This window comes from Streptomyces sp. SudanB52_2052, assembly GCF_964272415.1.
GTDB lineage: Bacteria > Actinomycetota > Actinomycetes > Streptomycetales > Streptomycetaceae > Streptomyces > Streptomyces olindensis.
Genome location: NZ_OZ186796.1, coordinates 2,662,339 through 2,686,600 on the forward strand (window position 1 = coordinate 2,662,339; position 24,262 = coordinate 2,686,600).

18 protein-coding genes and 5 tRNA genes are annotated in these 24,262 nt (G+C 70.8%); 10 read left to right on the plus strand and 13 right to left on the minus strand.

Going from position 1 to position 24,262, the window contains the following annotated elements; translation table 11 throughout:
- From ACSUPV_RS11515 to leuC, 3 genes are all read right to left on the minus strand, one after another.
- Complete coding sequence (locus ACSUPV_RS11515) at positions 1 to 231, minus strand: hypothetical protein (RefSeq protein WP_031120967.1); 231 nt, start codon at positions 229 to 231, stop codon at positions 1 to 3.
- Positions 232 to 508: 277 nt separating this feature from the next.
- Positions 509 to 1,102: a 3-isopropylmalate dehydratase small subunit gene (gene leuD, locus ACSUPV_RS11520; RefSeq protein WP_031120968.1), complete on the minus strand. Its 594-nt coding sequence runs from the start codon at positions 1,100 to 1,102 to the stop codon at positions 509 to 511.
- A 6-nt stretch (positions 1,103 to 1,108) separates the two neighbouring features.
- The gene (leuC, locus tag ACSUPV_RS11525) at positions 1,109 to 2,539 is read right to left on the minus strand and encodes a 3-isopropylmalate dehydratase large subunit (RefSeq protein WP_031120969.1); all 1,431 of its coding nucleotides are present in this window, start codon (positions 2,537 to 2,539) and stop codon (positions 1,109 to 1,111) included.
- A gap of 194 nt (positions 2,540 to 2,733) precedes the next feature.
- Between leuC and ndgR the strand changes: the two genes are divergently transcribed.
- The gene (gene ndgR / locus ACSUPV_RS11530) at positions 2,734 to 3,450 is read left to right on the plus strand and encodes an IclR family transcriptional regulator NdgR (protein ID WP_010044585.1); all 717 of its coding nucleotides are present in this window, start codon (positions 2,734 to 2,736) and stop codon (positions 3,448 to 3,450) included.
- A 170-nt stretch (positions 3,451 to 3,620) separates the two neighbouring features.
- Here the strand turns inward: ndgR and ACSUPV_RS11535 are convergent.
- The 10 genes from ACSUPV_RS11535 to ACSUPV_RS11580 form a co-directional block, all read right to left on the minus strand.
- Positions 3,621 to 3,693: transfer RNA gene (locus ACSUPV_RS11535), tRNA-Glu, on the minus strand.
- 28 nt (positions 3,694 to 3,721) lie between these two features.
- A tRNA-Gln gene (locus ACSUPV_RS11540) sits at positions 3,722 to 3,793 on the minus strand.
- A 20-nt stretch (positions 3,794 to 3,813) separates the two neighbouring features.
- A tRNA-Glu gene (locus tag ACSUPV_RS11545) sits at positions 3,814 to 3,886 on the minus strand.
- Between the two features lie 29 nt (positions 3,887 to 3,915).
- Positions 3,916 to 3,988, minus strand: a tRNA-Glu gene (locus ACSUPV_RS11550).
- Positions 3,989 to 4,009: 21 nt separating this feature from the next.
- Positions 4,010 to 4,081: transfer RNA gene (locus tag ACSUPV_RS11555), tRNA-Gln, on the minus strand.
- A 93-nt stretch (positions 4,082 to 4,174) separates the two neighbouring features.
- Positions 4,175 to 4,906, minus strand: a complete 732-nt coding sequence (locus ACSUPV_RS11560; protein WP_031121431.1) for an HAD family hydrolase — start codon at positions 4,904 to 4,906, stop codon at positions 4,175 to 4,177.
- A 29-nt stretch (positions 4,907 to 4,935) separates the two neighbouring features.
- Positions 4,936 to 7,152, minus strand: coding sequence for a FlgD immunoglobulin-like domain containing protein (locus ACSUPV_RS11565; RefSeq protein ID WP_436947425.1), 2,217 nt, complete (start codon positions 7,150 to 7,152; stop codon positions 4,936 to 4,938).
- 169 nt (positions 7,153 to 7,321) lie between these two features.
- On the minus strand, positions 7,322 to 8,806 hold the full coding sequence (gene gltX, locus ACSUPV_RS11570) for a glutamate--tRNA ligase (protein WP_359790731.1): 1,485 nt from the start codon (positions 8,804 to 8,806) through the stop codon (positions 7,322 to 7,324).
- Positions 8,799 to 9,575 carry a fumarylacetoacetate hydrolase family protein gene (locus tag ACSUPV_RS11575; RefSeq protein WP_031121435.1) on the minus strand — a complete coding sequence of 259 codons (777 nt, stop codon included), beginning with the start codon at positions 9,573 to 9,575 and terminating at the stop codon, positions 8,799 to 8,801. Before ACSUPV_RS11575 ends, gltX begins: the two co-directional genes overlap by 8 nt.
- Before the next feature lie 173 nt (positions 9,576 to 9,748).
- On the minus strand, positions 9,749 to 9,940 hold the full coding sequence (locus ACSUPV_RS11580) for a hypothetical protein (protein ID WP_031121436.1): 192 nt from the start codon (positions 9,938 to 9,940) through the stop codon (positions 9,749 to 9,751).
- 600 nt (positions 9,941 to 10,540) lie between these two features.
- Between ACSUPV_RS11580 and ACSUPV_RS11585 the strand changes: the two genes are divergently transcribed.
- The 9 genes from ACSUPV_RS11585 (at position 10,541) to ACSUPV_RS11625 (ending at position 24,233) form a co-directional block, all read left to right on the plus strand.
- Positions 10,541 to 14,323: a nitrate- and nitrite sensing domain-containing protein gene (locus tag ACSUPV_RS11585; protein WP_436947426.1), complete on the plus strand. Its 3,783-nt coding sequence runs from the start codon at positions 10,541 to 10,543 to the stop codon at positions 14,321 to 14,323.
- Positions 14,324 to 14,332: 9 nt separating this feature from the next.
- Positions 14,333 to 14,746, plus strand: coding sequence for a roadblock/LC7 domain-containing protein (locus tag ACSUPV_RS11590; protein ID WP_037767687.1), 414 nt, complete (start codon positions 14,333 to 14,335; stop codon positions 14,744 to 14,746).
- 111 nt (positions 14,747 to 14,857) lie between these two features.
- Positions 14,858 to 15,253 (plus strand): DUF742 domain-containing protein, encoded by a 396-nt coding sequence (locus ACSUPV_RS11595; protein WP_031121441.1) that lies wholly within the window; start codon positions 14,858 to 14,860, stop codon positions 15,251 to 15,253.
- A complete protein-coding gene (locus ACSUPV_RS11600; RefSeq protein WP_020271455.1) occupies positions 15,234 to 15,809 on the plus strand; it encodes a GTP-binding protein in 576 nt (191 codons plus the stop codon). Before ACSUPV_RS11595 ends, ACSUPV_RS11600 begins: the two co-directional genes overlap by 20 nt.
- Positions 15,810 to 16,187: 378 nt before the next feature.
- A complete protein-coding gene (locus tag ACSUPV_RS11605) occupies positions 16,188 to 19,475 on the plus strand; it encodes a sensor histidine kinase (protein ID WP_436947427.1) in 3,288 nt (1,095 codons plus the stop codon).
- A gap of 10 nt (positions 19,476 to 19,485) precedes the next feature.
- Complete coding sequence (locus ACSUPV_RS11610; RefSeq protein ID WP_004983065.1) at positions 19,486 to 19,899, plus strand: roadblock/LC7 domain-containing protein; 414 nt, start codon at positions 19,486 to 19,488, stop codon at positions 19,897 to 19,899.
- A 94-nt stretch (positions 19,900 to 19,993) separates the two neighbouring features.
- The gene (locus tag ACSUPV_RS11615; protein ID WP_029181511.1) at positions 19,994 to 20,572 is read left to right on the plus strand and encodes a DUF742 domain-containing protein; all 579 of its coding nucleotides are present in this window, start codon (positions 19,994 to 19,996) and stop codon (positions 20,570 to 20,572) included.
- Positions 20,553 to 21,134, plus strand: coding sequence for a GTP-binding protein (locus ACSUPV_RS11620; RefSeq protein ID WP_114255509.1), 582 nt, complete (start codon positions 20,553 to 20,555; stop codon positions 21,132 to 21,134). The genes ACSUPV_RS11615 and ACSUPV_RS11620 overlap by 20 nt, the downstream gene beginning before the upstream one ends.
- 78 nt (positions 21,135 to 21,212) lie before the next feature.
- Positions 21,213 to 24,233 (plus strand): NACHT domain-containing protein, encoded by a 3,021-nt coding sequence (locus tag ACSUPV_RS11625; protein WP_436947428.1) that lies wholly within the window; start codon positions 21,213 to 21,215, stop codon positions 24,231 to 24,233.
- The last annotated feature ends 29 nt before the right edge of the window (positions 24,234 to 24,262 follow it).

Sequence of the window (24,262 nt, forward strand, 5' to 3'; positions counted from 1 at the left end):
TCAGCGTTCCTCGTCGGGGAGACACCCCTCGTCGAGGTCCGCGGTGAACCGCTCCAGCCGCCTTGCCGCGTCGGCGAGATCGTGCTTGGCCGCGGCCGTAATGACCAGCAGCTTCCGGGTCAGCGCCATCCGTACGCCCTCCGGGACTTGCAGTGCGCGCACCCTTGCGTGCGCTTCCTTGAGTTGGTCCGCGACTGCCGCATAGAGCTCGAGTTGGCCGTCGTGTTCCATGCACAGATTGTGCCATCTGGGGCGAGTTGTCGCCTGCGCAGGGGACAACTGCCGCCTCAAACGGCCTTCCGGGCGCACACGGAAGTCACGGCTGTACCACTCGCGTACCCCAACAACCACCGGCATAACGTGGGAAGTTGACAGCCCCGGCCCGGACGTGCAGGGCCGTTCGGGTGCAGACACAGCTGTACCCCCGATCGGGCTGATCGGGGGTACAGAGGGGGTCTTGCCGTGGCCGAAAGTCGCCTTGCTCAGGGGCGGCGGATCGTGCTCCGGATCAGACCGGGAGCGTCCGCGGCTTGAACGACGGGCGCTTCGCCTCGTACGCGGCGATGTCCGCCTCGTTCTGGAGGGTGATCGAGATGTCGTCGAGGCCGTTCAGCAGCCGCCAGCGGGAGTTCTCGTCCAGCTCGAAGGAGGCGGTGATGCCCTCGGCACGCACCTCACGGCTCTCCAGGTCGACGGTGATCTCCGCCTGCGGGTCCTTTTCGGTGAGCTCCCACAGCGCGTCCACGATCTTCTGCTCCAGAACCACCGTGAGCAGGCCGTTCTTGAGCGAGTTGCCGCGGAAGATGTCAGCGAAGCGGGAGGAGATCACGGCCTTGAAGCCGTAGTTCTGCAGCGCCCAGACCGCGTGCTCACGGGAGGAGCCGGTGCCGAAGTCGGGGCCGGCGACCAGGACGGTCGCGCCCTGGCGCTCGGGCTGGTTGAGGACGAACGTCTCGTCCTTGCGCCAGGCCTCGAACAGCCCGTCCTCGAACCCGTCGCGCGTGACCTTCTTGAGCCAGTGGGCGGGGATGATCTGGTCGGTGTCGACGTTGCTGCGGCGCAGCGGGACGGCCCGGCCGGTGTGGGTGGTGAATGCTTCCATGACTGATCAGACTCCAGCGGGCGTACGGGTCTCGGCGTCGGACAGGTCGGCCGGGGAGGCCAGGTGGCCCAGCACCGCGGTCGCGGCCGCGACCTGCGGCGACACCAGGTGCGTACGGCCGCCCTTGCCCTGCCGGCCCTCGAAGTTGCGGTTGGAGGTGGACGCGGAGCGCTCACCCGGGGCCAGCTGGTCGGGGTTCATGCCCAGACACATGGAGCAGCCCGCGTGCCGCCACTCGGCGCCGGCCTCCTTGAAGACGACGTCCAGACCCTCGGAGACGGCCTGCAGACCGACCCGCGCGGAGCCCGGGACGACCAGCATCCGTACCCCGTCGGCGACTTTGCGGCCCTTGAGCAGCTCGGCGGCGGCGCGCAGGTCCTCGATGCGGCCGTTGGTGCAGGAGCCTACGAAGACGGTGTCCACCTTGATGGACCGCAGCGGCTGCCCGGCCTCCAACCCCATGTACTCCAGGGCCTTTTCGGCGGCGTAGCGCTCCGAAGCGTCTTCGTACGAAGCAGGATCGGGGACGGACGCCGAAAGCGGTGCGCCCTGCCCCGGGTTGGTGCCCCAGGTGACGAACGGCGACAGCTCGGCGGCGTCGATGACGACCTCGGCGTCGAACTCGGCGTCCTCGTCCGTCCGCAGCGTCTTCCAGTACGCGACGGCGGCGTCCCAGTCCTCGCCCTCGGGGGCGTGCGGGCGGCCCTTGAGGTACGCGAAGGTGGTCTCGTCGGGGGCGATCATGCCCGCGCGGGCGCCGGCCTCGATCGACATGTTGCAGATGGTCATCCGGGCCTCCATCGAGAGCTTCTCGATGGCCTCGCCGCGGTACTCCAGGACGTAGCCCTGGCCGCCGCCGGTGCCGATCTTGGCGATGATCGCGAGGATCAGGTCCTTGGCGGTGACGCCCTCGGGCAGTTCGCCGTTGACCGTGATCGCCATGGTCTTCGGGCGGCTCATGGGCAGCGTCTGGGTGGCCAGCACGTGCTCCACCTGGGAGGTGCCGATACCGAACGCGAGTGCGCCGAAGGCGCCGTGCGTGGAGGTGTGCGAGTCACCGCAGACGACGGTGGTGCCCGGCTGCGTCAGGCCCAGCTGCGGGCCGACGACGTGCACGACGCCCTGCTCGACGTCGCCCAGCGGGTGCAGGCGCACCCCGAAGTCGGCGGCGTTCTTGCGCAGGGTCTCCAGCTGGACCCGGGAGACGGGGTCGGCGATGGGCTTGTCGATGTCGAGGGTGGGGGTGTTGTGGTCCTCGGTGGCGATGGTGAGGTCGAGGCGCCGCACCTTGCGCCCGCTCTTGCGGAGACCGTCGAAGGCCTGCGGGCTGGTCACCTCGTGCAGCAGGTGCAGATCGATGAAGAGAAGGTCGGGCTCGCCCTCGGCGCGCCGGACGACATGGTCGTCCCAGACTTTCTCCGCGAGTGTCCTACCCATCGCTGTTCCCTCCGGCCGACGGCGATCGCCGACCCAACTAGAGATCTTGAGGAGGCGGGCCCGCGCCCCTGGTTCCGGGCATCCGCCGCCAGGCCCGTACGTCACGGGCCGTTGTGACTTCGTGTCTTCCAGAGTGGCGGGTTCCACGGAAATTTGAACTTGCGTTTCACAGAGTGAGACGCGAGTATCGTTTCATGGACAACAGTAGCGGCGTCGGCGTTCTGGACAAGGCGGCCCTCGTCCTGAGCGCTCTGGAGTCCGGTCCGGCCACCCTCGCGGGTCTGGTCGGTGCCACCGGACTGGCACGACCCACGGCCCACCGCCTGGCCGTGGCGCTGGAACACCACCGCATGGTGGCGCGCGACATGCAGGGCCGTTTCATTCTCGGCCCGCGTCTGGCCGAGCTGGCCGCGGCCGCGGGTGAGGACCGTCTCCTCGCCACCGCGGGCCCGGTGCTCACGCATCTCCGTGACGTCACGGGCGAGAGCGCGCAGCTCTACCGCCGCCAGGGCGACATGCGCATCTGCGTCGCCGCGGCGGAGCGCCTGTCCGGTCTGCGGGACACGGTCCCGGTCGGCTCGACGCTCACGATGAAGGCCGGCTCCTCGGCGCAGATCCTGCTGGCCTGGGAGGAGCCGGAGCGGCTGCACCGCGGTCTGCAGGGGGCGCGCTTCACGGCGACGGCCCTGTCGGGCGTACGGCGGCGGGGCTGGGCGCAGTCGATCGGTGAGCGGGAGCCGGGGGTCGCGTCGGTGTCCGCGCCGGTGCGGGGCCCTTCCAACCGTGTCGTGGCGGCCGTGTCGGTGTCCGGCCCGATCGAGCGTCTGACCCGTCACCCGGGCCGGATGCATGCGCAGGCTGTGATCGATGCGGCGGGGCGCCTGTCCGAGGCCCTTCGGCGCACCGGCTGAACGGTTCGGGGGAGGTCGGCCTCAACGCCGCGGCAGGCTTTCCCCGACCAGGCGCCATGGCAGCTTGGGGTTCCGTGTCGGCAGCCGGCCGTCTGTGGTTGTTCGCGCAGTTCCCCGCGCCCCTAACGGCACGAGGCCCTCCACCCGAAGTGGAGGGCCTCGTGTATGCGTACCCCCGACCGGATTCGAACCGGCGCTACCGCCTTGAGAGGGCGGCGTGCTAGGCCGCTACACAACGGGGGCGTGGACTCTGCGTTTCCGCAGGTCCGAGCTGGTCTACCTGGACTCGAACCAAGACTAACTGAACCAGAATCAGTCGTGCTGCCAATTACACCATAGACCAATGTGGTTTAGACCAGTCAGTACCCCCGACCGGATTCGAACCGGCGCTACCGCCTTGAGAGGGCGGCGTGCTAGGCCGCTACACAACGGGGGCCCTAGCGATCCCGACAAGATCGGAACCAGTACCCCCGACCGGATTCGAACCGGCGCTACTGCCTTGAGAGGGCAGCGTGCTAGGCCGCTACACAACGGGGGCTTTGCAGATGAGCTCTGCGAGCTGGCCTACCTGGACTCGAACCAAGACTAACTGAACCAGAATCAGTCGTGCTGCCAATTACACCATAGGCCACTGGAACGCAAGCCCCCCAAGGGGGTTCTTGTTCTAGTTCGCTCCCCCGGGCTCCGGCCTTTCGGCCCGCTCCCCGGCGGCGCAGGAAGAACATTACCCGAAGGTGGACGGGGCTCCAAAACGAGTATCCGCGCCGAGGAGCGAGGGCAGTTCGGCGAGGGAGGCGATGCGGTGCGGCCCGGCGGGCGGGTCGATCGTGGCGTACAGGCCGCCGCGGTCGATCCACACCGACAGCAGCCCGGCCTCGGCCGCGCCCCGCCCGTCGATCTCCGGGTGGTCACCGACGTACGCCACCTGGTGCGGAGCCAGGGCGAGGGTCTCGCATACGGCGTGGAAAGCGCCGGCCTCGGGTTTGGAGACGCCGAGTTCCGCCGCGCACAGGATGGCCTCGAAGCGGTCGTGGACGCCGAGGGCGCGCAGTTTGCGGTCCTGGACGTGGAGGCTGGAGTTGGAGAGCACCGCGTGCCGGTGGCTGGCGGCGAGGGCGTCGAGGACGGGCAGGACGTCCGGGAACAGCGTCCAGACCGCCTCGTAGTGGGCGATGTACCGCTGGAACCAGGCGTCGGCCTCGGCGTCGGTCAGTTCCTGCCCGAGGAACACCCGCACGCGGTCGCGCCGCTGGTCCTCGAAGGTGGCCTCGCCCGCGGCGAAGCGCGCCCACTGCAGCTCGGTGATCTCCCGCCAGCGGGCGAGGGCCTGCTCGACGGTGCCGTGGTCGTCGAGCAGGCCCTCGGCCGCCAGGTGGGCGCGCATGCCGAGGCGGTCGGCGGTGGTGTAGTCGAAGAGGGTGTCGTCGACGTCCCAGACCACGGCTTGGATGCTCATGGTCGGACCGTACCCACCGCGACCGGTCCTCAGCCCAGCGTCATCGTGCCGGAGAGGGTCAGGTCGGGGCCCTGGTCGTCACGGGGGTGGGCGGTGAGCTTCCATGTGTAGGTGCCGCCCGTGACTCCGGCGCCGCTGTCGGTGGTGCCGTCCCAGGCGGGGCGTACGGCGGCTCCGGTGGAGGCGCCGGTCAGGGTGCGCAGGACCGTGCCGGAGGCGGTGGCGAGGGTCAGGGTCCAGGTGGAGGGCTTGTTCAGCTGCCACACCGGCGCCCAGGGGAACGACCTGCCGATCACGGACGGTGAGTAGACCTGGGCCTCCATCTGCGCGAGGGGTGAGGCGGGGACGCCGCTGGGGACGATCGACACCTCGCCGTACGTGCCGTTGAGGTAGGCGATGTGGCCGCCGAAGCGGTCGACGGCCCAGCGGCCGTTGCTGCCGCCGGTGTTCTGGTCCGTGGTCGGCAGCTTCACCAGGGTGCGGGTGGCGGCGGCGCCGGTGTGGAAGTCGGTGAGCAGCAGTTCGTGGGTGGTGCGGTTCTCGCGGAGCAGGAAGCCGTCGGCGAGGCGGGCCGGGGCGTGGTCGGCCGGGACCGTGATCCTGCGTTGGGTGGCCCGGTCGTAGACGCCCGCGGTGGTGCCGCAGGACCAGTACAGCCAGGTGTTGACGGCTTGCAGGTCCGTAGGGGTGCAGGGGGCGCCGGTGGTGACGGTGGTGGTCGTGCCGGTCTTGAGGTTGCGGCCGGTGGCCGTCCCCGGGGTGCTGCCCGGGGTCCACAGGGTCTGGCCCCACACCGCGGCGGCGGTGCGGTCGCGGGTGAGCACGGTCGTGCCGCTCGTGGCGCCGCGCGGGAAGTCGACGACCCGCTGCTTGCCGGAGCCACCGTTGTAGAGCACGTAACGGCCGGTGCTGCCGGCGATACGGCCGCCGGAGTCGCCGTCGGTGGGCGCGCCGAGGAGGGTGGTGGTGTCGAGACCGGCGTTCACCACGGACTCCTCCCCGTTCGCGTTGGTGTGCAGGTGGCTGACGCGGCCGTCGCCCAGGGCCTCCAGCTGGGGGCAGGCGGCGTCGCCGCCGAGGCACGTGGGGGCGGCCAGACCCGGACTGCGGGGGGTCTGGGGGCCCGTGGGTCGGCCGGCGGCGTCCAGTTGGAAGCCGCTGTAGCGGAGCGAGGCGCCCGGGGTGGCGCCGTGCAGGAGCAACTCGCCGGCGGCGACGGCCAGTCCCTGGACGGCGGTCGCGGCGGCGGGGACCCGGGTCACCTGGGTGGTGGTGAGGCCGCCGTTGTCGTCGAGGCCGATGCGGTGGATGTTCCAATCGAGGCTGGAAGGGCCGGCGGTGGCCAGGGCGCCGCCGTCCAGCGTCGGGCCGATCCCGCCGAACGACGAAGTCAGCACGGTGTTCGTGGCGCCGGTGGCGAGGGAGCGGGCGGTCAGTGCCGCCTCGGTGCCGCCCAGGACGAAGTCCGGGTTGCCGAGCAGGAGCTGGTCGCCCACGACCGCTTCGAGCTGTACGCCCGTCCTGGTGAGGGCGGTGGGCTCGGTGCCGGGCTCGGAGTCCACCCGGATCGCCTTCCAGTCGGCGACGAGCCAGCGGTCGTTGAAGGCGAGCTCCGGGGTGGCCTCGTCGGCGGTGACGTACGTGCGGAAGGCGCCGTCGGCGAGGTCGACCAGGCCCACCGAGGTCTTGCCGTCCAGCACGTAGACGATCGCCAGGCGGGTGACCGAGCCGCCGGTGCGGTAGAAGACGGGCCGGGCGCCTGCGGGGAAACCGGTGACGGGTCGGTCGGCGATGACCGTGCCGTCGGTGGCGCGCAGGACGTGCAGGGCGCCGGTGGAGTCCAGAGTCAGCACGCTCCAGCCGACGGCGGCCCGGTAGGCCTGGTCGGAGGGGAGGGTGACGGTGGCGGTCGCCCCGGTGGAGCGGTGCCGCTGCACGACCTTCTGCCCGTCGCGGGTGGTCATGACGTCGGTGCCGCTCGCCAGGTCGTCGGGGCCGGCGTGGGCGGGCGGGACCGCGTCGGGGTAGTCCACCGTGGTGACCGAGGTGGTCCCCGGCCGGTACTGGAAGCCGGACGCCCCGGCCCACGGGTAGTCGACGGTCACGCGCTTCTCCGTGACGAGTCGTACCGTGCCGACCGGTTCGCCCGCCGCCACAGCGGCCTGCGCGGGTGCGGTCAGCACGGTGCAGGACAGGGCCACCACCCCGCCGACGGCCGCGTGGACGAGTCTTCGTGAACGGCTCATGTTCCTCTCCCCCTGTACCAGGGCGCACACGCGCACCGTGCGCACAGGGGCATCCAACGCCCCCGTCCGGGACGGGAGTTGGCCGGAACGGTGAACTCCGGGTGACGGCTGGGCGGACACGGCGAGGGCGGCGTCCGAACCGGACGCCGCCCTCGTGGGAACCGTGTCGTTACGCGGCCAGCTTCGCCAGCGCCGCGTCGATCCGGGCCAGGGTCTTCTCCTTGCCCAGGACCTCCAGGGACTCGAACAGCGGCAGGCCGACCGTGCGGCCGGTGACGGCGACGCGGACCGGGGCCTGGGCCTTGCCGAGCTTGAGGCCGTGGGCCTCACCGGCGGCCAGGACGGCCTCCTTGAGCGACTCGGCGGAGGTCCAGTCGGCCGCCTCCAGCTTCTCGCGGGCCGTGCGCAGCAGGGCGTCCGAGCCCTCCTTCATGGCCTTGTTCCAGGAGGCCTCGTCCTCGACCGGCTCCGGCAGGAACAGGAAGTCGACGTTGTCGGTGATCTCCGACAGGACCTTGAGGCGGGTCTGCGCGTGCGGGGCGATGGCCTGCCACTGCGCCTCGTCGAAGGCCTCCGGGGCCCAGGGGGCGAACGGCGCCTGGAGCCACGGGCGGCAGCGCTCCGTGAAGTCCTTCACGTCCAGCATGCGGATGTGGTCGCCGTTGATGGCCTCGCACTTCTTCAGGTCGAAGCGGGCCGGGTTCGGGTTCACGTCGGAGATGTCGAAGGCCGCGATCATCTCGTCGATGGAGAAGACGTCCTGGTCGGCCGAGAGGGACCAGCCGAGCAGGGAGAGGTAGTTGAGCAGGCCCTCGGGGAGGAAGCCGCGCTCCCGGTAGAGGTTCAGGCTGGACTGCGGGTCGCGCTTGGAGAGCTTCTTGTTGCCCTCGCCCATGACGTACGGCAGGTGGCCGAACTCGGGGATGCCCTTGGCGATGCCCAGCTCGATCAGCGCCTTGTACAGGGCGATCTGGCGGGGGGTGGAGGAGAGCAGGTCCTCGCCGCGCAGGACGTGGGTGATCTCCATCAGGGCGTCGTCGACCGGGTTGACCAGCGTGTACAGCGGGGCGCCGTTGGCACGGACGATGCCGTAGTCCGGGACGTTCTCCGGGGTGAAGGTCAGCTCGCCGCGGACCAGGTCGGTGAAGGTGATCGTCTCGTCGGGCATGCGGAAGCGGACGATCGGCTCGCGGCCCTGGGCCTGGTACTCCTCGACCTGCGCGGCGGTCAGCTCGCGGCAGTGGCCGTCGTAGCCGGAGGGCTTGCCGGCGGCGCGGGCGGCCTCGCGGCGGGTGTCCAGCTCCTCCTGAGAGCAGTAGCAGTGGTAGGCGTGGCCGGCGTCGAGCAGCTTGACGGCGACGTCCTTGTACAGGTCCATGCGCTGCGACTGCCGGTACGGCGCGTGCGGGCCGCCGACCTCGGGGCCCTCGTCCCAGTCGAAGCCCAGCCAGCGCATCGAGTCGAGCAGCTGGGTGTACGACTCCTCGGAGTCGCGGGCCGCGTCGGTGTCCTCGATGCGGAAGACCAGGGTGCCCTGGTGGTGCTTGGCGAACGCCCAGTTGAACAGGGCGGTGCGCACCAGGCCCACGTGGGGGTTACCGGTGGGCGACGGGCAGAAACGGACGCGTACGGAGGAGCCGGGTGCGCTAGCCACGCTTGACAACCTTGTTGGTGAGAGTGCCGATGCCTTCGATGGTGACGGCGACCTCGTCGCCGACGTTGAGGGGGCCGACCCCAGCCGGGGTGCCCGTGAGGATCACGTCGCCGGGGAGCAGCGTCATGGCCTCGGAGATGTTGACGATCAGGTCCTCGACGGAGTGGATCATCTCGCTGGTGCGGCCGAGCTGGCGCTGCTGGCCGTTGACCGTGAGCTGGATGGTCAGGTCGGAGGGGTCGAGGTCGGTCTCCACCCAGGGGCCGAGGGGGCAGGAGCTGTCGAAGCCCTTGGCCCGGGCCCACTGCTTCTCGCGCTTCTGGACGTCGCGGGCGGTGATGTCGTTGGCGCAGGTGTAGCCGAAGATGACGTCCTTGACGCGCTCGCGCGGGACCTCGCGGCACATCCGGCCGATGACCACGGCCAGCTCGGCCTCGTGGTGCACCTCTGAGGAGAAGGACGGGTACTGGATCTCGTCGCCGGGGCCGATCACCGAGGTGGACGGCTTGAAGAAGGCGAAGGGGGCCTCGGGCACCTCGTTGCCCAGTTCGCGCGCGTGCTCGGCGTAGTTGCGGCCGAAGGCCACGACCTTGTTGGGGAGCACCGGCGGCAGCAGCCTCACCTTGCCGACCGGCACCTTCGTGCCGGAGAGCTCGTAGTCCGCGAACGGGATGCCCTTGATGATGTCCAGGACGAGCTCGTCCTGCTTCTCGCCCTCGATGGCGCCGAAGGCGACGTTCCCGTCGATGGAGAATCTGGCGATGCGCACGGGATGCTTGGCCCCTTGACTGAAGCGGCTGGAGTCTGACGCTCCAGGCTAACGCGGGGAGGTGCCCGCGCCGCGCGCATGACGAAGGGGCGCCCCGGTCGGTGGGGGCGCCCCTCGGAGTTCGTATCCTGCCGCCGTGAGCATCCGGCGGCCGGCACGCGTACTACTTGGTGTCACTCCGCGGCCGCGGCGGCCGCGACGGGGATCTCCATGAGGACGGTGCGCTTGGGGTTGGCGGTCTGGGCCGGGAGTTCGACGGGGTGCTCCGGCTGTTCCGGCGTCTGCAGTTCGTCGGCGCCGTCGAGGTGCGCCAGCGTCGTGCGTCGCGGGTTGGCGATCTTGTGGAACATCGTCGTCGTCTTCACTGTTTACTTGACCCTGTCCTGTGACGGGCACCCCGAGGGTGCGAGAGCACCGCGGGGGCGCGGGTTGTCGGTTTTGCCATCTCTGTAAAGCGTCAGGCTAAACACGAGATTCCCGGCACAGCCGCCGGGGGTCCATGATCAGCATGTGAGTTTTCTCACGGATCAGGGGTCGAATCGGTCAATCCGGACTCGCGAGTAGCCCCAACGAAACGGACATTGGCCCACTGAAGCCCTCATTCCGCTCCTGATCATGGCGACTGGGACACCCGTCGCGGCTCGGCGACTCGCGGGCATACGTCCGAAATGGACGAACTCACTTTCTACGACCGGTGATCCGGCCCTCACGTGGTGTCACCTATGTCACGGCCTGGCCTACGAGCCTTGTTGGAGATCCCGTGCTGTGCTGGAATGCCACGGACCGCCGCGGGATCGAGCCGGCGCACAGGGGGCGCACAGACGCGCCGAGTGGCGGCCAGAAGGGGGAGCCAGCGCCGGTCACTCACGACCACCACGGGGGCGTACTCAGGGCGTCCCCAGAACGCCGACACCGTGCTCCGCCGTTCTGACGACGGAGTGCCTGGTCCAGAGGTTGCGACGCTAGTGCAGGGACGTTTCAAGAGGGATGGCAGCGCTTCGGCGGAGCCGGAGCCGCACGGCGGGACCGACCGAGGTCCCTCGCCCCAGCACGCCCAGAACCCGAGCCCGGCCGGTGACGGCGGTGAGCGCTCCGGGCGCCCCGGTGCGTCGGTCCCCTCGGGGTCCGCGAGCCCGGCCCCGCCCCTGAAGCCGCCGGCGGGCCCGACCGGCCCCGGCCCGCGAATAGCCCTGCGCAACTGGCGCATCTCCACCCGACTGGTGTCGCTGCTCGCGCTCCCGGTGGTCGCGGCCACCTCGCTGGGCGCGCTGCGCATCAACCAGTCCATGGACGACATCCAGCAGCTCGACAACATGAAGCTGCTGACGGACATGACCAAGCAGGCCACCGAGCTGTCCGCCGCCCTCCAGGAGGAGCGCGACCAGTCGGCGGGCCCGCTCGCGCACGGCGGCAAGGCCACCGACTTCACGGTCAAGGGCCTGCGCGAGAAGACCGACCGGGCGATGAAGAACTTCCTCGACAGCTCCGAGGAGATCGACAGCGCCAGCAAGGACGGCAACCTCAAGGGCGTCCGCGAGTACCTCATCCAGATCGCCGGTGAGCTCGGCGACCTGGCGCAGATCCGCAAGAGCGCCTACGCCTCCGAGGGCAACTCCACGCAGACGATCGAGGCGTACCACCGTCTGATCGAGAACCTGATCGACCTCTCCCAGGACATGGCCGAGGCGACCAGCAACCCGGACATGATCCAGCGCACGCGTGCGCTGGCCGCGTTCTCCTCCGCCAAGGAGTACTCGTCGATCCAGCGCGCGGCCCTCGCCGCGGCGCTGCCCGCGAGCAACACCACGACCGGCAAGCTCTCCCCGAACGACCGGCTCTACGCCCAGTCGGCCCTGGAGAGCCAGAAGTCCGAGATCCGCAGCTTCAAGAGCATCTACGGCGAGGACGCCGCCGCCGAGCTGCTCAAGCCGATCGAGGACGGCGGCAACTCCACGATCAAGGCGACCGACACCTACGCGGGCCGTGCCCTGGTCTCCGCGAGCGGTCTCGCGCAGCAGGACAAGCGGTCCTACCGCGACTGGCTGGACGACAGCTCCACCAAGATCCAGCAGATGAAGAACATCGAGCACACTCTGCTCGAGGAGATGGAACAGAAGGCCCGCGAGCTGCGCAGCGCCACCGAGCGCGACGCGATCATCTCCGGTGCGCTGATCCTGATCGTGCTCGGTGTGTCGCTGGTCGGCGCCTTCGTCGTGGCCCGCTCCATGATCCGCTCGCTGCGCCGCCTGGAGGAGACCGCGACGAAGGTCGCCTCCGACCGCCTGCCCGAGCTGGTCAAGCAGCTGTCCGAGTCCGACCCGCAGGACGTCGACACGTCCGTGGAGTCGGTCGGTGTGCACTCCCGGGACGAGATCGGCCGGGTGGCCGCGGCCTTCGACGACGTGCACCGCGAGGCGGTCCGCCTCGCCGCCGAGCAGGCCCTGCTGCGGGGCAACGTCAACGCGATGTTCACCAACCTCTCGCGCCGCTCCCAGGGCCTCATCCAGCGTCAGCTGTCGCTCATCTCCGAACTGGAGTCCCGCGAGGCCGACCCGGACCAGCTGTCCTCGCTGTTCAAGCTCGACCACCTCGCCACGCGCATGCGCCGTAACGGTGAGAACCTGCTGGTTCTCGCGGGTGAGGAGCCCGGTCGCCGGTGGACCCGCCCGGTCCCGCTGGTCGACGTGCTCCGCGCCGCCGCGTCCGAGGTGGAGCAGTACGAGCGCATCGAGCTGGCCGCCGTGCCGACGACCGAGGTCGCCGGACGCGTGGTCAACGACCTCGTGCACCTGCTCGCCGAGCTGCTGGAGAACGCGACCTCGTTCTCCTCCCCGCAGACCAAGGTCAAGGTCACCGGTCACGCCCTGCCCGACGGCCGGGTGCTGATCGAGATCCACGACACCGGCATCGGCCTGTCGCCCGAGGACCTCGCCGCGATCAACGAGCGGCTCGCCTCTCCCCCGACGGTGGACGTCTCCGTCTCCCGCCGCATGGGTCTGTTCGTGGTCGGCCGGCTCTCCCAGCGGCACGGCATCCGCATCCAGCTGCGCCCGTCCGACTCCGGTGGCACGACCGCGCTGGTCATGCTGCCCGTCGACGTCGCCCAGGGCGGCAAGAAGCCCCAGCCCAAGCAGGGCGGCCAGCCGCCGGTCGGCGGTGGCGGTCCGGCCGCCGCGCAGGCCGCGGCCGGTGCGGCGGCGGCCCGGCGGGCCGCCGGTGCCGGCCAGGGCGGCGGCGCCCTCGGGGCCGGTCCGTCCGGTGGCGGTGCCTTCGGCGGTGGTGCGTCCGGCGGTGGCCGGCTCGGGGCGGGCCAGGGCCCGCGTGCCGCGCTGCCCGGCCGGGACGGGGACGGCGGCCGTCCGGGAGCCCCGGGCGGAGCGCGTGGACCGCAGGGCGGCCCCGGCACCTCGCCGTTCGAGCAGGGCGGTCCCTCGCAGGGCCGGCCGGCTCCGGCGGGCGCCGGGTTCGGGCAGGCGCCGGGTGCCCCGCAGGGCCTTCAGGCCGCGGGCACCAACGGGCCGCAGGGCCAGGACGCCTTCGGCGGCGGCCGGGGCAGGCAGCAGGGCGGCAACGCCGAGCAGGGCCAGGGCCGTCGGCCGCAGCTGCCGCCGCGCGGTGGCCCGCGGGCCGAGCTGCCCGGCGGCGACCCGCAGCCGCGGGTGCCGAGCTGGAGCGACGAGAACGCCCAGCCGCCGGTGCCGCGTGCCTCGCTGGACGCCCCGCGCGGACATGAGGAGTCGGACGTCTCCCGTACGTCCGCCATGCCGCGGATCGACGACCACCAGGGCCCCGGCTCGACGGCGGAGATCCCGGCCGTGCCGAGCGACGACTTCGGCTCCCAGCAGTCGGACCCGTTCGCCGGTCCCGGCGCGAACGGCCAGCAGGGCCCGTTCGTCCGCCCGGACGTCTTCGGCGCCCCGGGCGGCCGCCGCGACGCCTCGTCCACGACCGGCCAGTTCCCGGCACCGCAGAGCCCGCAGTCCTACGACAACGGCTCGACCGGCCAGTACCCGGCGCCCCGCCAGGACGACAACTCCACCGGCCAGTACGGCTCGACCGGGCAGTACCCGGCGCCCCGCCAGGACGACAACTCCACCGGGCAGTACCCCGCGCCGCGCCAGGACAACGGCTCCGGCCGGCCCACCCTCCCGGGTCCGGCCACGCCTGCCGACCCGGCGGGCACGGGCCGGTTCGAGCGGCCGCAGGCCAACGGCGCCCGGGGCGGATCGGACTTCGGCGCCCCGCGCCCGCCCGCCCCGCAGGCCCGGCCCGCCCGGCAGGAGCCCGAGGCCCTGCCGCCGGCGTCCGGGCCGGGCGACGGTCGTACGCCGCTGTACGACACGCTGGAGACCAACTGGTTCCACGGCCAGCAGGAGCAGCAGCCGCAGAACAACGGCTCGGCTCCGGCCCCGCAGCAGCCGCAGGGACCCACCGGTCCCCAGCGGTCCGCCCCCACAGGCTGGCGTACCTCGCCGAACGACGACCTCGTCCGCCAGGCCGAGCGCGTTCGCCAGCCCGCCGCGGGCGGTGTCACCACCTCCGGCCTGCCTCGCCGGGTGCCCCGGGCGAACCTCGTCCCGGGCACGGCTCAGCAGCAATCGCACCAGAGCGGTCCTCAGGTCTCGCGCGCCCCCGATGACGTGCGCGGCCGGCTGACCAATCTCCGTCGGGGTATCGCACAGGGTCGTCAGGCCGGCTCCACCCAGACCGGCAGCTTCCCACGACCCACTCACCAGCAGGAGCGTTAGTTGAGTCCGATGAGCCAGGCGGCACAGAACCTCAACTGGTTGATCACCAACTTCGTGGACAACACCCCCGGGGTGTCCCACACCGTCGTCGTGTCCGCCGACGGTCTCCTCCTGGCGATGTCGGAGGGCTTCCCGCGCGACCGCGCGGACCAGCTCGCGGCCGTCGCCTCGGGCCTGACGTCCCTGACGGCGGGCGCCTCCCGGATCTTCGAGGGCGGTGAGGTGGCGCAGACGGTCGTGGAGATGGAGCGCGGATTCCTCTTCCTGATGTCCATCTCGGACGGCTCTTCGCTGGCGGTCCTCGCCCACCCCGAGTGCGACATCGGCCTCGTCGGCTACGAGATGGCGCTCCTGGTCGACCGCGCGGGCGCGGTCCTGACACCCGACCTGCGAGCTGAGCTCCAAGGCAGTCTGCTCCATTGATCGGCCCCGGCACCACCCGTCTCACCACATCACCGTCCGGCCGCCACACACCCCACACAGGCCTCGTCAGACGGCTCGACTGACCGACTTGCTGTCCCGCCCGGAGGACTCATGACCCCGCCCACCGCCTCTCATGATCCGTACGCGGAGCCGTACGAGGACGAGGGCGACCAGCCGCTGGTACGGCCGTATGCCATGACCGGCGGCCGGACGCGGCCGCGCTACCAGCTGGCCATCGAGGCACTGATCAGTACGACCGCCGACCCGGCGGCGCTCATGGGACTGCTCCCGGAGCACCAGCGCATCTGCCACCTGTGCCGTGAGGTGAAGTCGGTGGCCGAGGTCTCGGCGCTGCTCAACATGCCGCTCGGTGTGGCCCGGATCCTGGTCGCGGACCTCGCCGAGGCCGGTCTCGTCGCGATCCACCAGCCGGGCGGCGACGAGGCCACCGGTGCGCCGGACGTGACACTGCTCGAAAGGGTGCTCAGTGGACTTCGCAAGCTCTGACGCGGGTCGTTCCACCACCTCCGCGAAGATCGTGGTGGCTGGCGGCTTCGGCGTGGGCAAGACCACGTTCGTCGGCGCCGTCTCGGAGATCAACCCGCTGCGGACCGAGGCCGTGATGACCTCGGCGAGCGCGGGCATCGACGACCTGACGCACACCGGGGACAAGACCACCACCACGGTGGCCATGGACTTCGGCCGTATCACCCTGGACCAGGACCTGATCCTGTACCTGTTCGGTACGCCCGGTCAGGACCGGTTCTGGTTCATGTGGGACGACCTGGTGCGCGGCGCCATCGGCGCCGTGGTCCTCGTGGACACCCGCCGCCTGGCCGACTGCTTCCCCGCCGTCGACTACTTCGAGAACAGCGGCCTGCCCTTCGTCATCGCCCTCAACGGCTTCGACGGCCAGCAGCCCTACACACCCGACGAGGTACGCGAGGCCCTCCAGATCGGCCCCGACACCCCCATCATCACCACCGACGCCCGCCACCGCGCGGACGCGAAGAGTGCCCTGATCACGCTGGTCGAGCACGCGCTGATGGCACGGCTGAGGTAGCACCCAATTCAGAAGCGCCATACGGCAGTTGTCGTAGATGCTCCGGAGCCGGCTGTGTCCTTTGACACGGTCGGCCAAGGTGTTCATAACGTTTCGGCAGAGGAATCGGGTGGTACGGCCACGCGTCGCGCACATCCGGTCTCGCTGCGCGCACAATCGCCCCGCCTTTTGGCGGGGCTCGCTCTTTATGACCGTTTTATCTGGGGCTTACACCCTCCGGAATCCCTGCCCTCGACTGTTTGGAAGAGCGCAGGTCGTCGTGCTGGAATGCCTGAACTGCCCAATAGTCAATGACGTACTCGTCCGTCGAGGACGTGGTTGGGCTCTGAGACACTGCGGCACAACGTTGGTGCCGACCGCCGAGAGGTTGTTGGTCGAGTGAGGCGAAGCAAGAACAGTCCCGAGCCGTCGGCCCGGGGCAACTTCACCCCGCCGCCGCGCACAGCGGCGCCCGCCCCCGTGCCCGGTTCGGAGCCGACGGCCGCGCCCGCCCCGAGCGGCGGCCGTCTCTCCCCGCGCAACTGGCGCGTGGCGACCAGGCTCAACGCGATCCTGCTCATACCCGTGCTGGTCGGCCTCGTCATGGGCGGCTTCCAGGTCAAGAGCTCGATCGACACCTGGCAGGAGGCCGAGGACGCGGAGAACACCGCGCGTCTGGTCCGGGCCTCCCTGCTCTACGCCAACGCCCTCTACAACGAGCGCGACGCCTCGGCGGCGCCCCTGCTGAAGGGCAGCGCCCAGACCGCCCAGGACAAGGCGACCGTCGCCCAGGTCCGCAAGGCCACCGACGAGGCGGCCGACGCCTTCGACACCGCGGCCCAGAGCATGCCGGCCAAGCCCGGCCTGGAGCGCCGGCTGAAGCTGTTCCGCGAGGCGGAGCCGAAGCTGGCGACCCTGCGCCAGGTCGCGTACACCTCCAAGCTCAAGGGTGTGCAGACCGAAGAGGGCTACGTCGAGGTCGCGCACCCGCTGACGGAGTTCGCCAACGAGCTGGGCCTCGGCACCGGCAACATCACCAGCTACGGCCGGACCGTGTACGCCATCGAGCTCACCAAGGCGGCCCTGTCGCTGCAGCGCTCCATCGGCATGCACATCCTGATCAAGCCGGGCCCGGACGACGGCAACCTGGCCAGCCAGCGCATCGCCCTGTCCTCGTACGCCTACCTCGAGCGCATCGCCGTCGAGGAGTACATCGGCGGCGGTACCGAGGAGGACGCGGCCAAGCTCAAGGCGGCCGAGGCGAAGCTGAAGACCGACGGCGCCGCGATGGCCCGGGAGGCCAAGGCCAAGAACCCGGACTACGTGCCGCCGCCCTCCAAGCCGGAGACGATGGTCGCGGCCCTCGCGACGCTGCAGAGCACGGACCCCAGCGCCCGCGCCGCCCTCGCCGAGCGGGGCATCACCGCCGAGAACTGGTGGGCGGTCAACACCCTCAAGTTCAACGCCTACGAGAAGATCGAGGCGGACATGGCGGACAAGGCGGTGAGCGAGGCCTCGGACATCGCCGACACCGCCCAGCGCGACGCCTACATCACCGGTGCCGCCGTCGTCGTCGCCCTGCTCCTCGCCTTCATCCTGGCCGGCGCGGTCGCCCGCCAGATGAGCCGCTCGATGCGCCAGCTGCGCAACGCCGCCTTCGGCATCGCCGAGCAGCGCCTGCCGATGCTGGTCGACCAGCTCTCCCGCACCGACCCCGGCCGCGTCGACACCCGCGTCCAGGCCATCCCGATCACCACCACGGACGAGATCGGCGAGGTCGCCCGCGCCTTCGACCAGGTCCACCGCGAGGCCGTCCGGCTCGCCGCCGAGCAGGCCCTGCTGCGGGGCAACATCAACGCGATCTTCACCAACCTCTCGCGCCGCAACCAGTCGCTGATCGAGGGCCAGCTGACCCTCATCACCGACCTGGAGAACAACGAGGCCGACCCGGACCAGCTGGAGAACCTCTTCAAGCTGGACCACCTGGCGACCCGTATGCGCCGCAACGGCGAGAACCTCCTCGTCCTCGCCGGCGAGGAGCCGGGCCGCCGCTGGGACCAGCCGGTGCCGCTGGTCGACGTCCTGCGCGCCGCCTCGTCCGAGGTGGAGCAGTACGAGCGCATCGAGCTGTCCGGCGTCCCGGAGGCCGAGATCCACGGCCGCGCGGTCACCGACCTCGTGCACCTGCTCGCCGAGCTGCTGGAGAACGCGACGACGTTCTCCTCCCCGCAGACCAAGGTCCGCGTCACCGCGACCCGTCTCCCCGACGGCCGCGTGATGATCGAGATCCACGACAAGGGCATCGGCCTGACCGCCGAGGACTTCGCGGACATCAACCACAAGCTGGCCAACCCGCCGACCGTGGACGCCGCGATCTCGCAGCGCATGGGCCTGTTCGTGGTCGGCCGGCTGTCCGACCGGCACGGCATCCGCGTCCAGCTGCGCCCCTCGGGCGAGCAGGCCGGCACCACCTCGCTGGTCATGCTGCCCGACGCGATCACCCACGGCGGTGGCGGCGAGCAGCACGTGGACCGCGACGAGTTCACCGTCTCGCAGATCATCCCGGAGCAGAACTTCGGCGGCGAGAACTTCAACCAGCCGATGCGCACGGCGGCGGAGCTCGGCTTCGACGACAGCCGCTACTCGGACGTCCCCGACGACATACGCGAGCTGGACCCCGTCGGCCGCTCCCTGATGCGCGAGGAGCGCCGGGCGGCCCTGGAGGCCCAGGCCCACCAGCAGCCCGCCCTCCCCGGGCAGAACGCCCAGGAGCAGGCCGAGGCGCCCGCGTACCAGGACGAGTACACCGCGCAGCACGGCTACGACGCCGGCCAGGCCTACGACACCGGCCAGACCGGCTACCCGGAGCAGCAGCCCTCCGCGTACGACCGTCAGGCGCCGTACGAGGAGCAGCAGCGGCAGTCGTACGAAGAGCCGCAGCGGCAGTCGTACGAGGAGCAGTACTACGCGCCGAACGGCGGCCTGCCGCAGAACGACGCCTTCTCGTCGAACGGCGGCTACCCGGAGCCCTCCTATGCGGAGCCGGCCCAGGAGGAGCCCGCGGCGCCGGGTGCGGGCGTGCCCGGCGGCTTCCCCGCCTTCGAGCAGCGCCGTCACCAGGATGACTGGCCGCAGCAGGACGGTTACCAGAACGGCTACCCGAACCAGTACCCTTCTCAGGCTCCGGAAACGGAATCTGCGCAGGCCGCTGACGCGGGTGAGCAGGACCGCGTAGGCTTCGACCGTCCGGGACCGGCCCACTCCGCCGCACCCTCGCTGACCGACGCCGGGCTTCCCCGCCGCGGGTCCGCCGCGAGCGGTGCGAACGGCGCGGGCGGCGCCCGGCGAGCGAGCCAGGAGCCTCCCGCCTCCACCCCGGAGAGCAACGGCGACGGCGACTGGCGCTCGGCGAACGACGAGCGGTGGCAGCAGGCCTCGCAGCTCCGGAAGCCGAAGGCGGGCGGGGTCACCTCCTCCGGCCTGCCGAGGCGGGTACCCAAGGCCAACCTGTTCGAGGGTTCCGCCGAGAGCACTCCCCAGGGAGGCCCACAGGTCTCCCGTGCCCCGGAGGACGTCCGGGGCAGGCTGAGCAACCTGCGCCGGGGCGTCCAACGCGGACGCAGCGCAGGCAGTGAAACGAACGGCCAGGGCTTCGGTCCTGACAGCACCTACAACCAGGAGCGTTAGTGTGAGCCCGATGAGCCAGGCGGCACAGAACCTGAACTGGTTGATCACCAACTTCGTGGACAACACCCCGGGGGTGTCCCACACGGTGGTGGTCTCCGCCGACGGACTCCTTCTGGCGATGTCCGAAGGCTTCCCCCGCGACCGCGCCGACCAGCTCGCGGCCGTCGCCTCCGGTCTGACGTCTCTGACGGCAGGCGCCTCCCGGATCTTCGAGGGTGGCAGCGTGAACCAGACGGTTGTGGAGATGGAGCGGGGATTCCTCTTCATCATGTCCATCTCCGACGGCTCGTCGCTCGCGGTTCTCGCACATCCGGAGGCGGACATCGGCCTCATCGGGTACGAGATGGCGCTGCTCGTGGACCGAGCCGGTACGGTCCTGACGCCGGACCTTCGTGCGGAGCTCCAGGGGAGCCTGCTCAACTAATCGACGGACGGTGCGTTTTGGCGTCCCGTGGCCGTAAGGTTTCGGGACGCGGCTCCACAGCGATGGGTGCCAGGCACAGTCGGAGGAGGAGAAAGTGGCAACACCCCCAGGCGGTTCGTCTTCGGGCAACTGGTCGTACGGCCCTGCCCAGGGTCAGGGCGACGGTGGTCAGAACCCGAACCGTTACAACTTCCCCTCCGCACCGAGCCACCGGCAGCCGTACGCGCCACAGGGCCCCGGCCCGTCGCCGTACGACCAGCCGCCGGCCCCGCGCATCCAGCCCGTGCAGCCGCAGCGCCGCACCCCCGAGCCGGCGCCCGCCGGGGCGTCGAACAATCCGTTGGTGCGTCCGTACGCCATGACCGGCGGCCGGACCCGCCCGCGCTACCAGCTCGCCATCGAGGCGCTGGTGCACACCACTGCGCAGCCGCACCAGATGCAGGGCCAGTTGCCCGAGCATCAGCGGATCTGCAACCTCTGCCGGGAAATCAAGTCGGTCGCCGAGATCTCGGCGCTCCTCACGATCCCTCTCGGCGTGGCCAGGATCCTCGTCGCCGACTTGGCGGAGGCGGGACTGGTCGCCATCCATCAGCCCGGCGGCGACGAGAACGCCGGCGGCCAGCCAGACGTGACACTGCTCGAAAGGGTGCTCAGTGGACTTCGCAAGCTCTAGCGGAGGGCCTTCCCGCTCCACCACGTCCGCGAAGATCGTGGTGGCTGGCGGCTTCGGCGTGGGCAAGACCACGTTCGTCGGCGCCGTCTCGGAGATCAATCCGCTGCGCACAGAGGCCGTCATGACGTCCGCTTCGGCGGGCATCGACGACCTCACCCACACCGGGGACAAGACCACCACCACGGTGGCCATGGACTTCGGCCGTATCACCCTGGACCAGGACCTGATCCTGTACCTGTTCGGTACGCCCGGTCAGGACCGGTTCTGGTTCATGTGGGACGACCTGGTGCGCGGCGCCATCGGCGCCGTGGTCCTCGTGGACACCCGCCGCCTGGCCGACTGCTTCCCCGCCGTCGACTACTTCGAGAACAGCGGCCTGCCCTTCGTCATCGCCCTCAACGGCTTCGACGGCCAGCAGCCCTACACACCCGACGAGGTGCGCGAGGCCCTCCAGATCGGCCCCGACACCCCCATCATCACCACCGACGCCCGCCACCGCGCGGACGCGAAGTCGACGCTGATCACGCTCGTCGAGCACGCGCTGATGGCACGGCTGCGGTAATCGGCACGTTCTCCTTGCGGCCCTCGTTCCTCCTGTGGGAGGAGTGGGGGCCGCGAGTCTTTTCCGGGAGGGGGCGCGATGAGCGCGGAGGCGGCGGCGTTACGCCTGGGCACGACGGTGGCGAAGGCGGCGGCCGACCTGTGGCTGGGCGGCAGGCGGCGCGAGCAGGAGCGGCACCTGCCGTTGGCGGAGCTGGTGCGGGTGCGGGTTCCCGGGCTGCGGCTGCGGCGGAGCGTGGAGCGCCAGTTCGGCCAGATCACCGACGCGGTGTTCGACCGGCTGGAGCCGTACCTGGAGCACGAGTTCCGGGGGCTGGACGAATCGGGCCGGCAGGCCGTGATCGACGGGGTGTGCGATACGTTCGCGCGGGCGGACCTCTCGGACGAGGCCGTGCTCGCCGCCGACGCCAACCCGGCGGAGCTGATCCGGCGCATCACCGGGTCGGTGTCGGCGCCGGTGGGGCTGAGCGAGGCGGAGTCCCGCCTGTACGAGGTGCTGTTCGCCGAGTGCGTCGAGTACTACGTGCGGATCGTGCGCAGCCTGCCGGTCTTCGAGGAGCGGGCGGCGGCCGAGCTGCTGGCCCGGACGGCCACGCTCGGCACCGAAGTGGCCCGGCTCCTGGAGCGGCTGCCGGACCGCTCCCTGCTCGCGCCCGACGGCACGGACCGGGACACCGCGTTCCGGCGCCGCTACCTGGAGCTGGTGAGCCGGGACCTGGACGAGGTGGAGCTGTTCCGGCGCACGTCCGACCGGGCGGCGGGGCCCCGGGTGCGGTTGTCGGTGGCCTACGTGAGCCTGCGGGCGACCGGGGACGACGGGACCCGACGGCGCGCCGCCCGCCCCTTCTCCCGGCTGCGGCCGGACATGAGCGACTGGGAGGAGGCCGGGGGCGAGAGCTCCGGGATGCGGGTCGAGGCCGGGCTCAGCGGTGCCTCGCGGGTGCTGCTGCGGGGTGAGGCGGGCTCGGGCAAGACGACCCTGCTGCGCTGGCTGGCCGTCACGGCGGCGCGTGGCGCCTTCTCCGGGGAGCTGGCCGAGTGGAACGGCCTTACGCCCGTCTTCGTCAAGCTGCGGGAGTACAGCGGCCGTACGCCGCCGAACCCGGACGCGATGCTCGACGGGGTCGCCGGGCCGATCACCGGCATCATGCCCAAGGGCTGGGTGGAGCGGCAGCTCGACTCGGGCCGGGCGCTGCTGCTGATCGACGGCGTGGACGAACTGCTCGACCGGGAGCGCCGGGCGGTCCGGGACTGGCTGCGCAAGCTGCTCGTGGCGTACGACGGCGTGCGGGTCGTCGTCACCTCCCGCCCGGCGGCGGCCGGGGCGGACTGGCTGCGCGAGGAGCACTTCACCGCGCTGCACCTGGACCGCATGAGCCCGCCCGACCTGGCGGCGTTCGTACGGCAGTGGCACCAGGCGGTGCGGGAGCTGGGCGAGGACCTGCCCTGTCCCGTGGACGACCTGCCGCTCTACGAGCAGTCCCTGCTGGCCAGTCTGAAGGACCGCCCGCACCTCCAGTCCCTCGCGGGCACTCCCCTGCTGGCGGCCATGCTGTGCGCCATGCACCTCAACCGGGGCCGGCAACTGCCCCGGGACCGGATGGAGCTGTACCGGAACGCGCTGCACACGCTGGTCCACGACCGGGACGCCGACCGGAACGTGCCGAGCGCGGCGGACGGCAAGCTGAGCCTCAGCGACAAGCTGGTGATCCTGCGGGACCTGGCGTGGCGGCTGTCGGACAACAACCGCAGCGAGATCTCGGTGGAGCAGGCCGCGGTGCACGTCGGGCGCAAACTGCGGGCCATGCGGCATCTGGACGGCCTGGAGGGCGGGCGGGTACTGGACCAGCTGCGGCACCGCTCGGGCATCCTCCGCTCCCCCGCGGAGGCCCGTCTGGACTTCGTGCACCGGACGTTCCAGGAGTACCTGGCCTCCGCCGAGGCGGCGGAGGAGGACCGGATGGGCAACCTCGTCGAGCGGGCGCATCTGGATCTGTGGCGGGAGACGGTCATCATGGCGGCGGGCCACGCGAACGCGCGCCAGCGGGAGGAGTTGCTGGGCGGGATCCTGGACCGGGCGGAGAGGGAGCCTCGGCACGCGCGTGTGCTGCGGCTGCTGGCGGCTTCCTGCCAGGAGACGTTGCCGGAGGTCTCCGACGGGTTGGCCGGGCGGTTGGAGGAGGCGGTGTCGCGTCTGTTGCCCGCGCGGCGGCAGACGGATCCGCCTGCGTTGGCGGCGGTGGGGGCGAGTCTGCTGCGGAGGTTGCCGAGGTCGTTGGGGGAACTGACGGAGAAGTCTGCGGCGCAGACGGTGCGGACGGTGGCGTTGATCGGTGGGGCGGAGGCGCGGGGGTTGCTGGCGCGGTATGCGGAGGACGCGCGGCACGAGGTGGTCGAGGCGCTGATCGAAGCGTGGGGGTATTTCGACGCCGATGCCTATGCCGACGAGGTCCTGGCGAGGTTGCCGTTGGCGCACCGACAGGTCAGGCTGACCCACTCCGGCCAGTGGCCGGCAGTCGGCCGCCTCAGCTCCATCGACAACCTGTGGATCGCTCATTCCGTTACTGATCTCACGTTCCTCGACGGCCTCCGTCCACTCAACCAACTCGCCTTTGTGGCGCTTCTCGACGAGGTGGACTTGTCACAGCTCGTGAGACAAACGTCGCTCACGCAACTAGTGCTGACCGGCCGTGCGACGCTGAAGAACATCAATGTCCTGGGGGATCTCCCGGGACTGAAGATCCTGCACCTCGGCTACCGCTGCCTCCCTGACCTCGGCGAGCTGTGTCTGGGCCCCAAACTGCAGTTTCTGAGCCTGCACGACGTCGACGCGTCCCTGGATCTCGCTGCTCTGCGGCATGACCCGATCAGATGGCTGGGGTTGTATGCCAGTGACATCTGTCTGCCACGAAACGTTCAGGCCTTGGCCGCCCTGCCGCGGCTGAGATACCTGCGCCTCAGCCGCATCGATATTGCCGCCTGGCTGAAGGCCGGGCCGTTCCCTCCGCCCGCCGTGACGGGCCTGTCCCTGTGGGACTGCGCCCTCCCCGGCGACCAAGCCGCGCTCGAAGTCCCCGGGGTGGAGATCACCATCGACTGACAGTCGACGGCCACGTTCCTCTTGAGGAG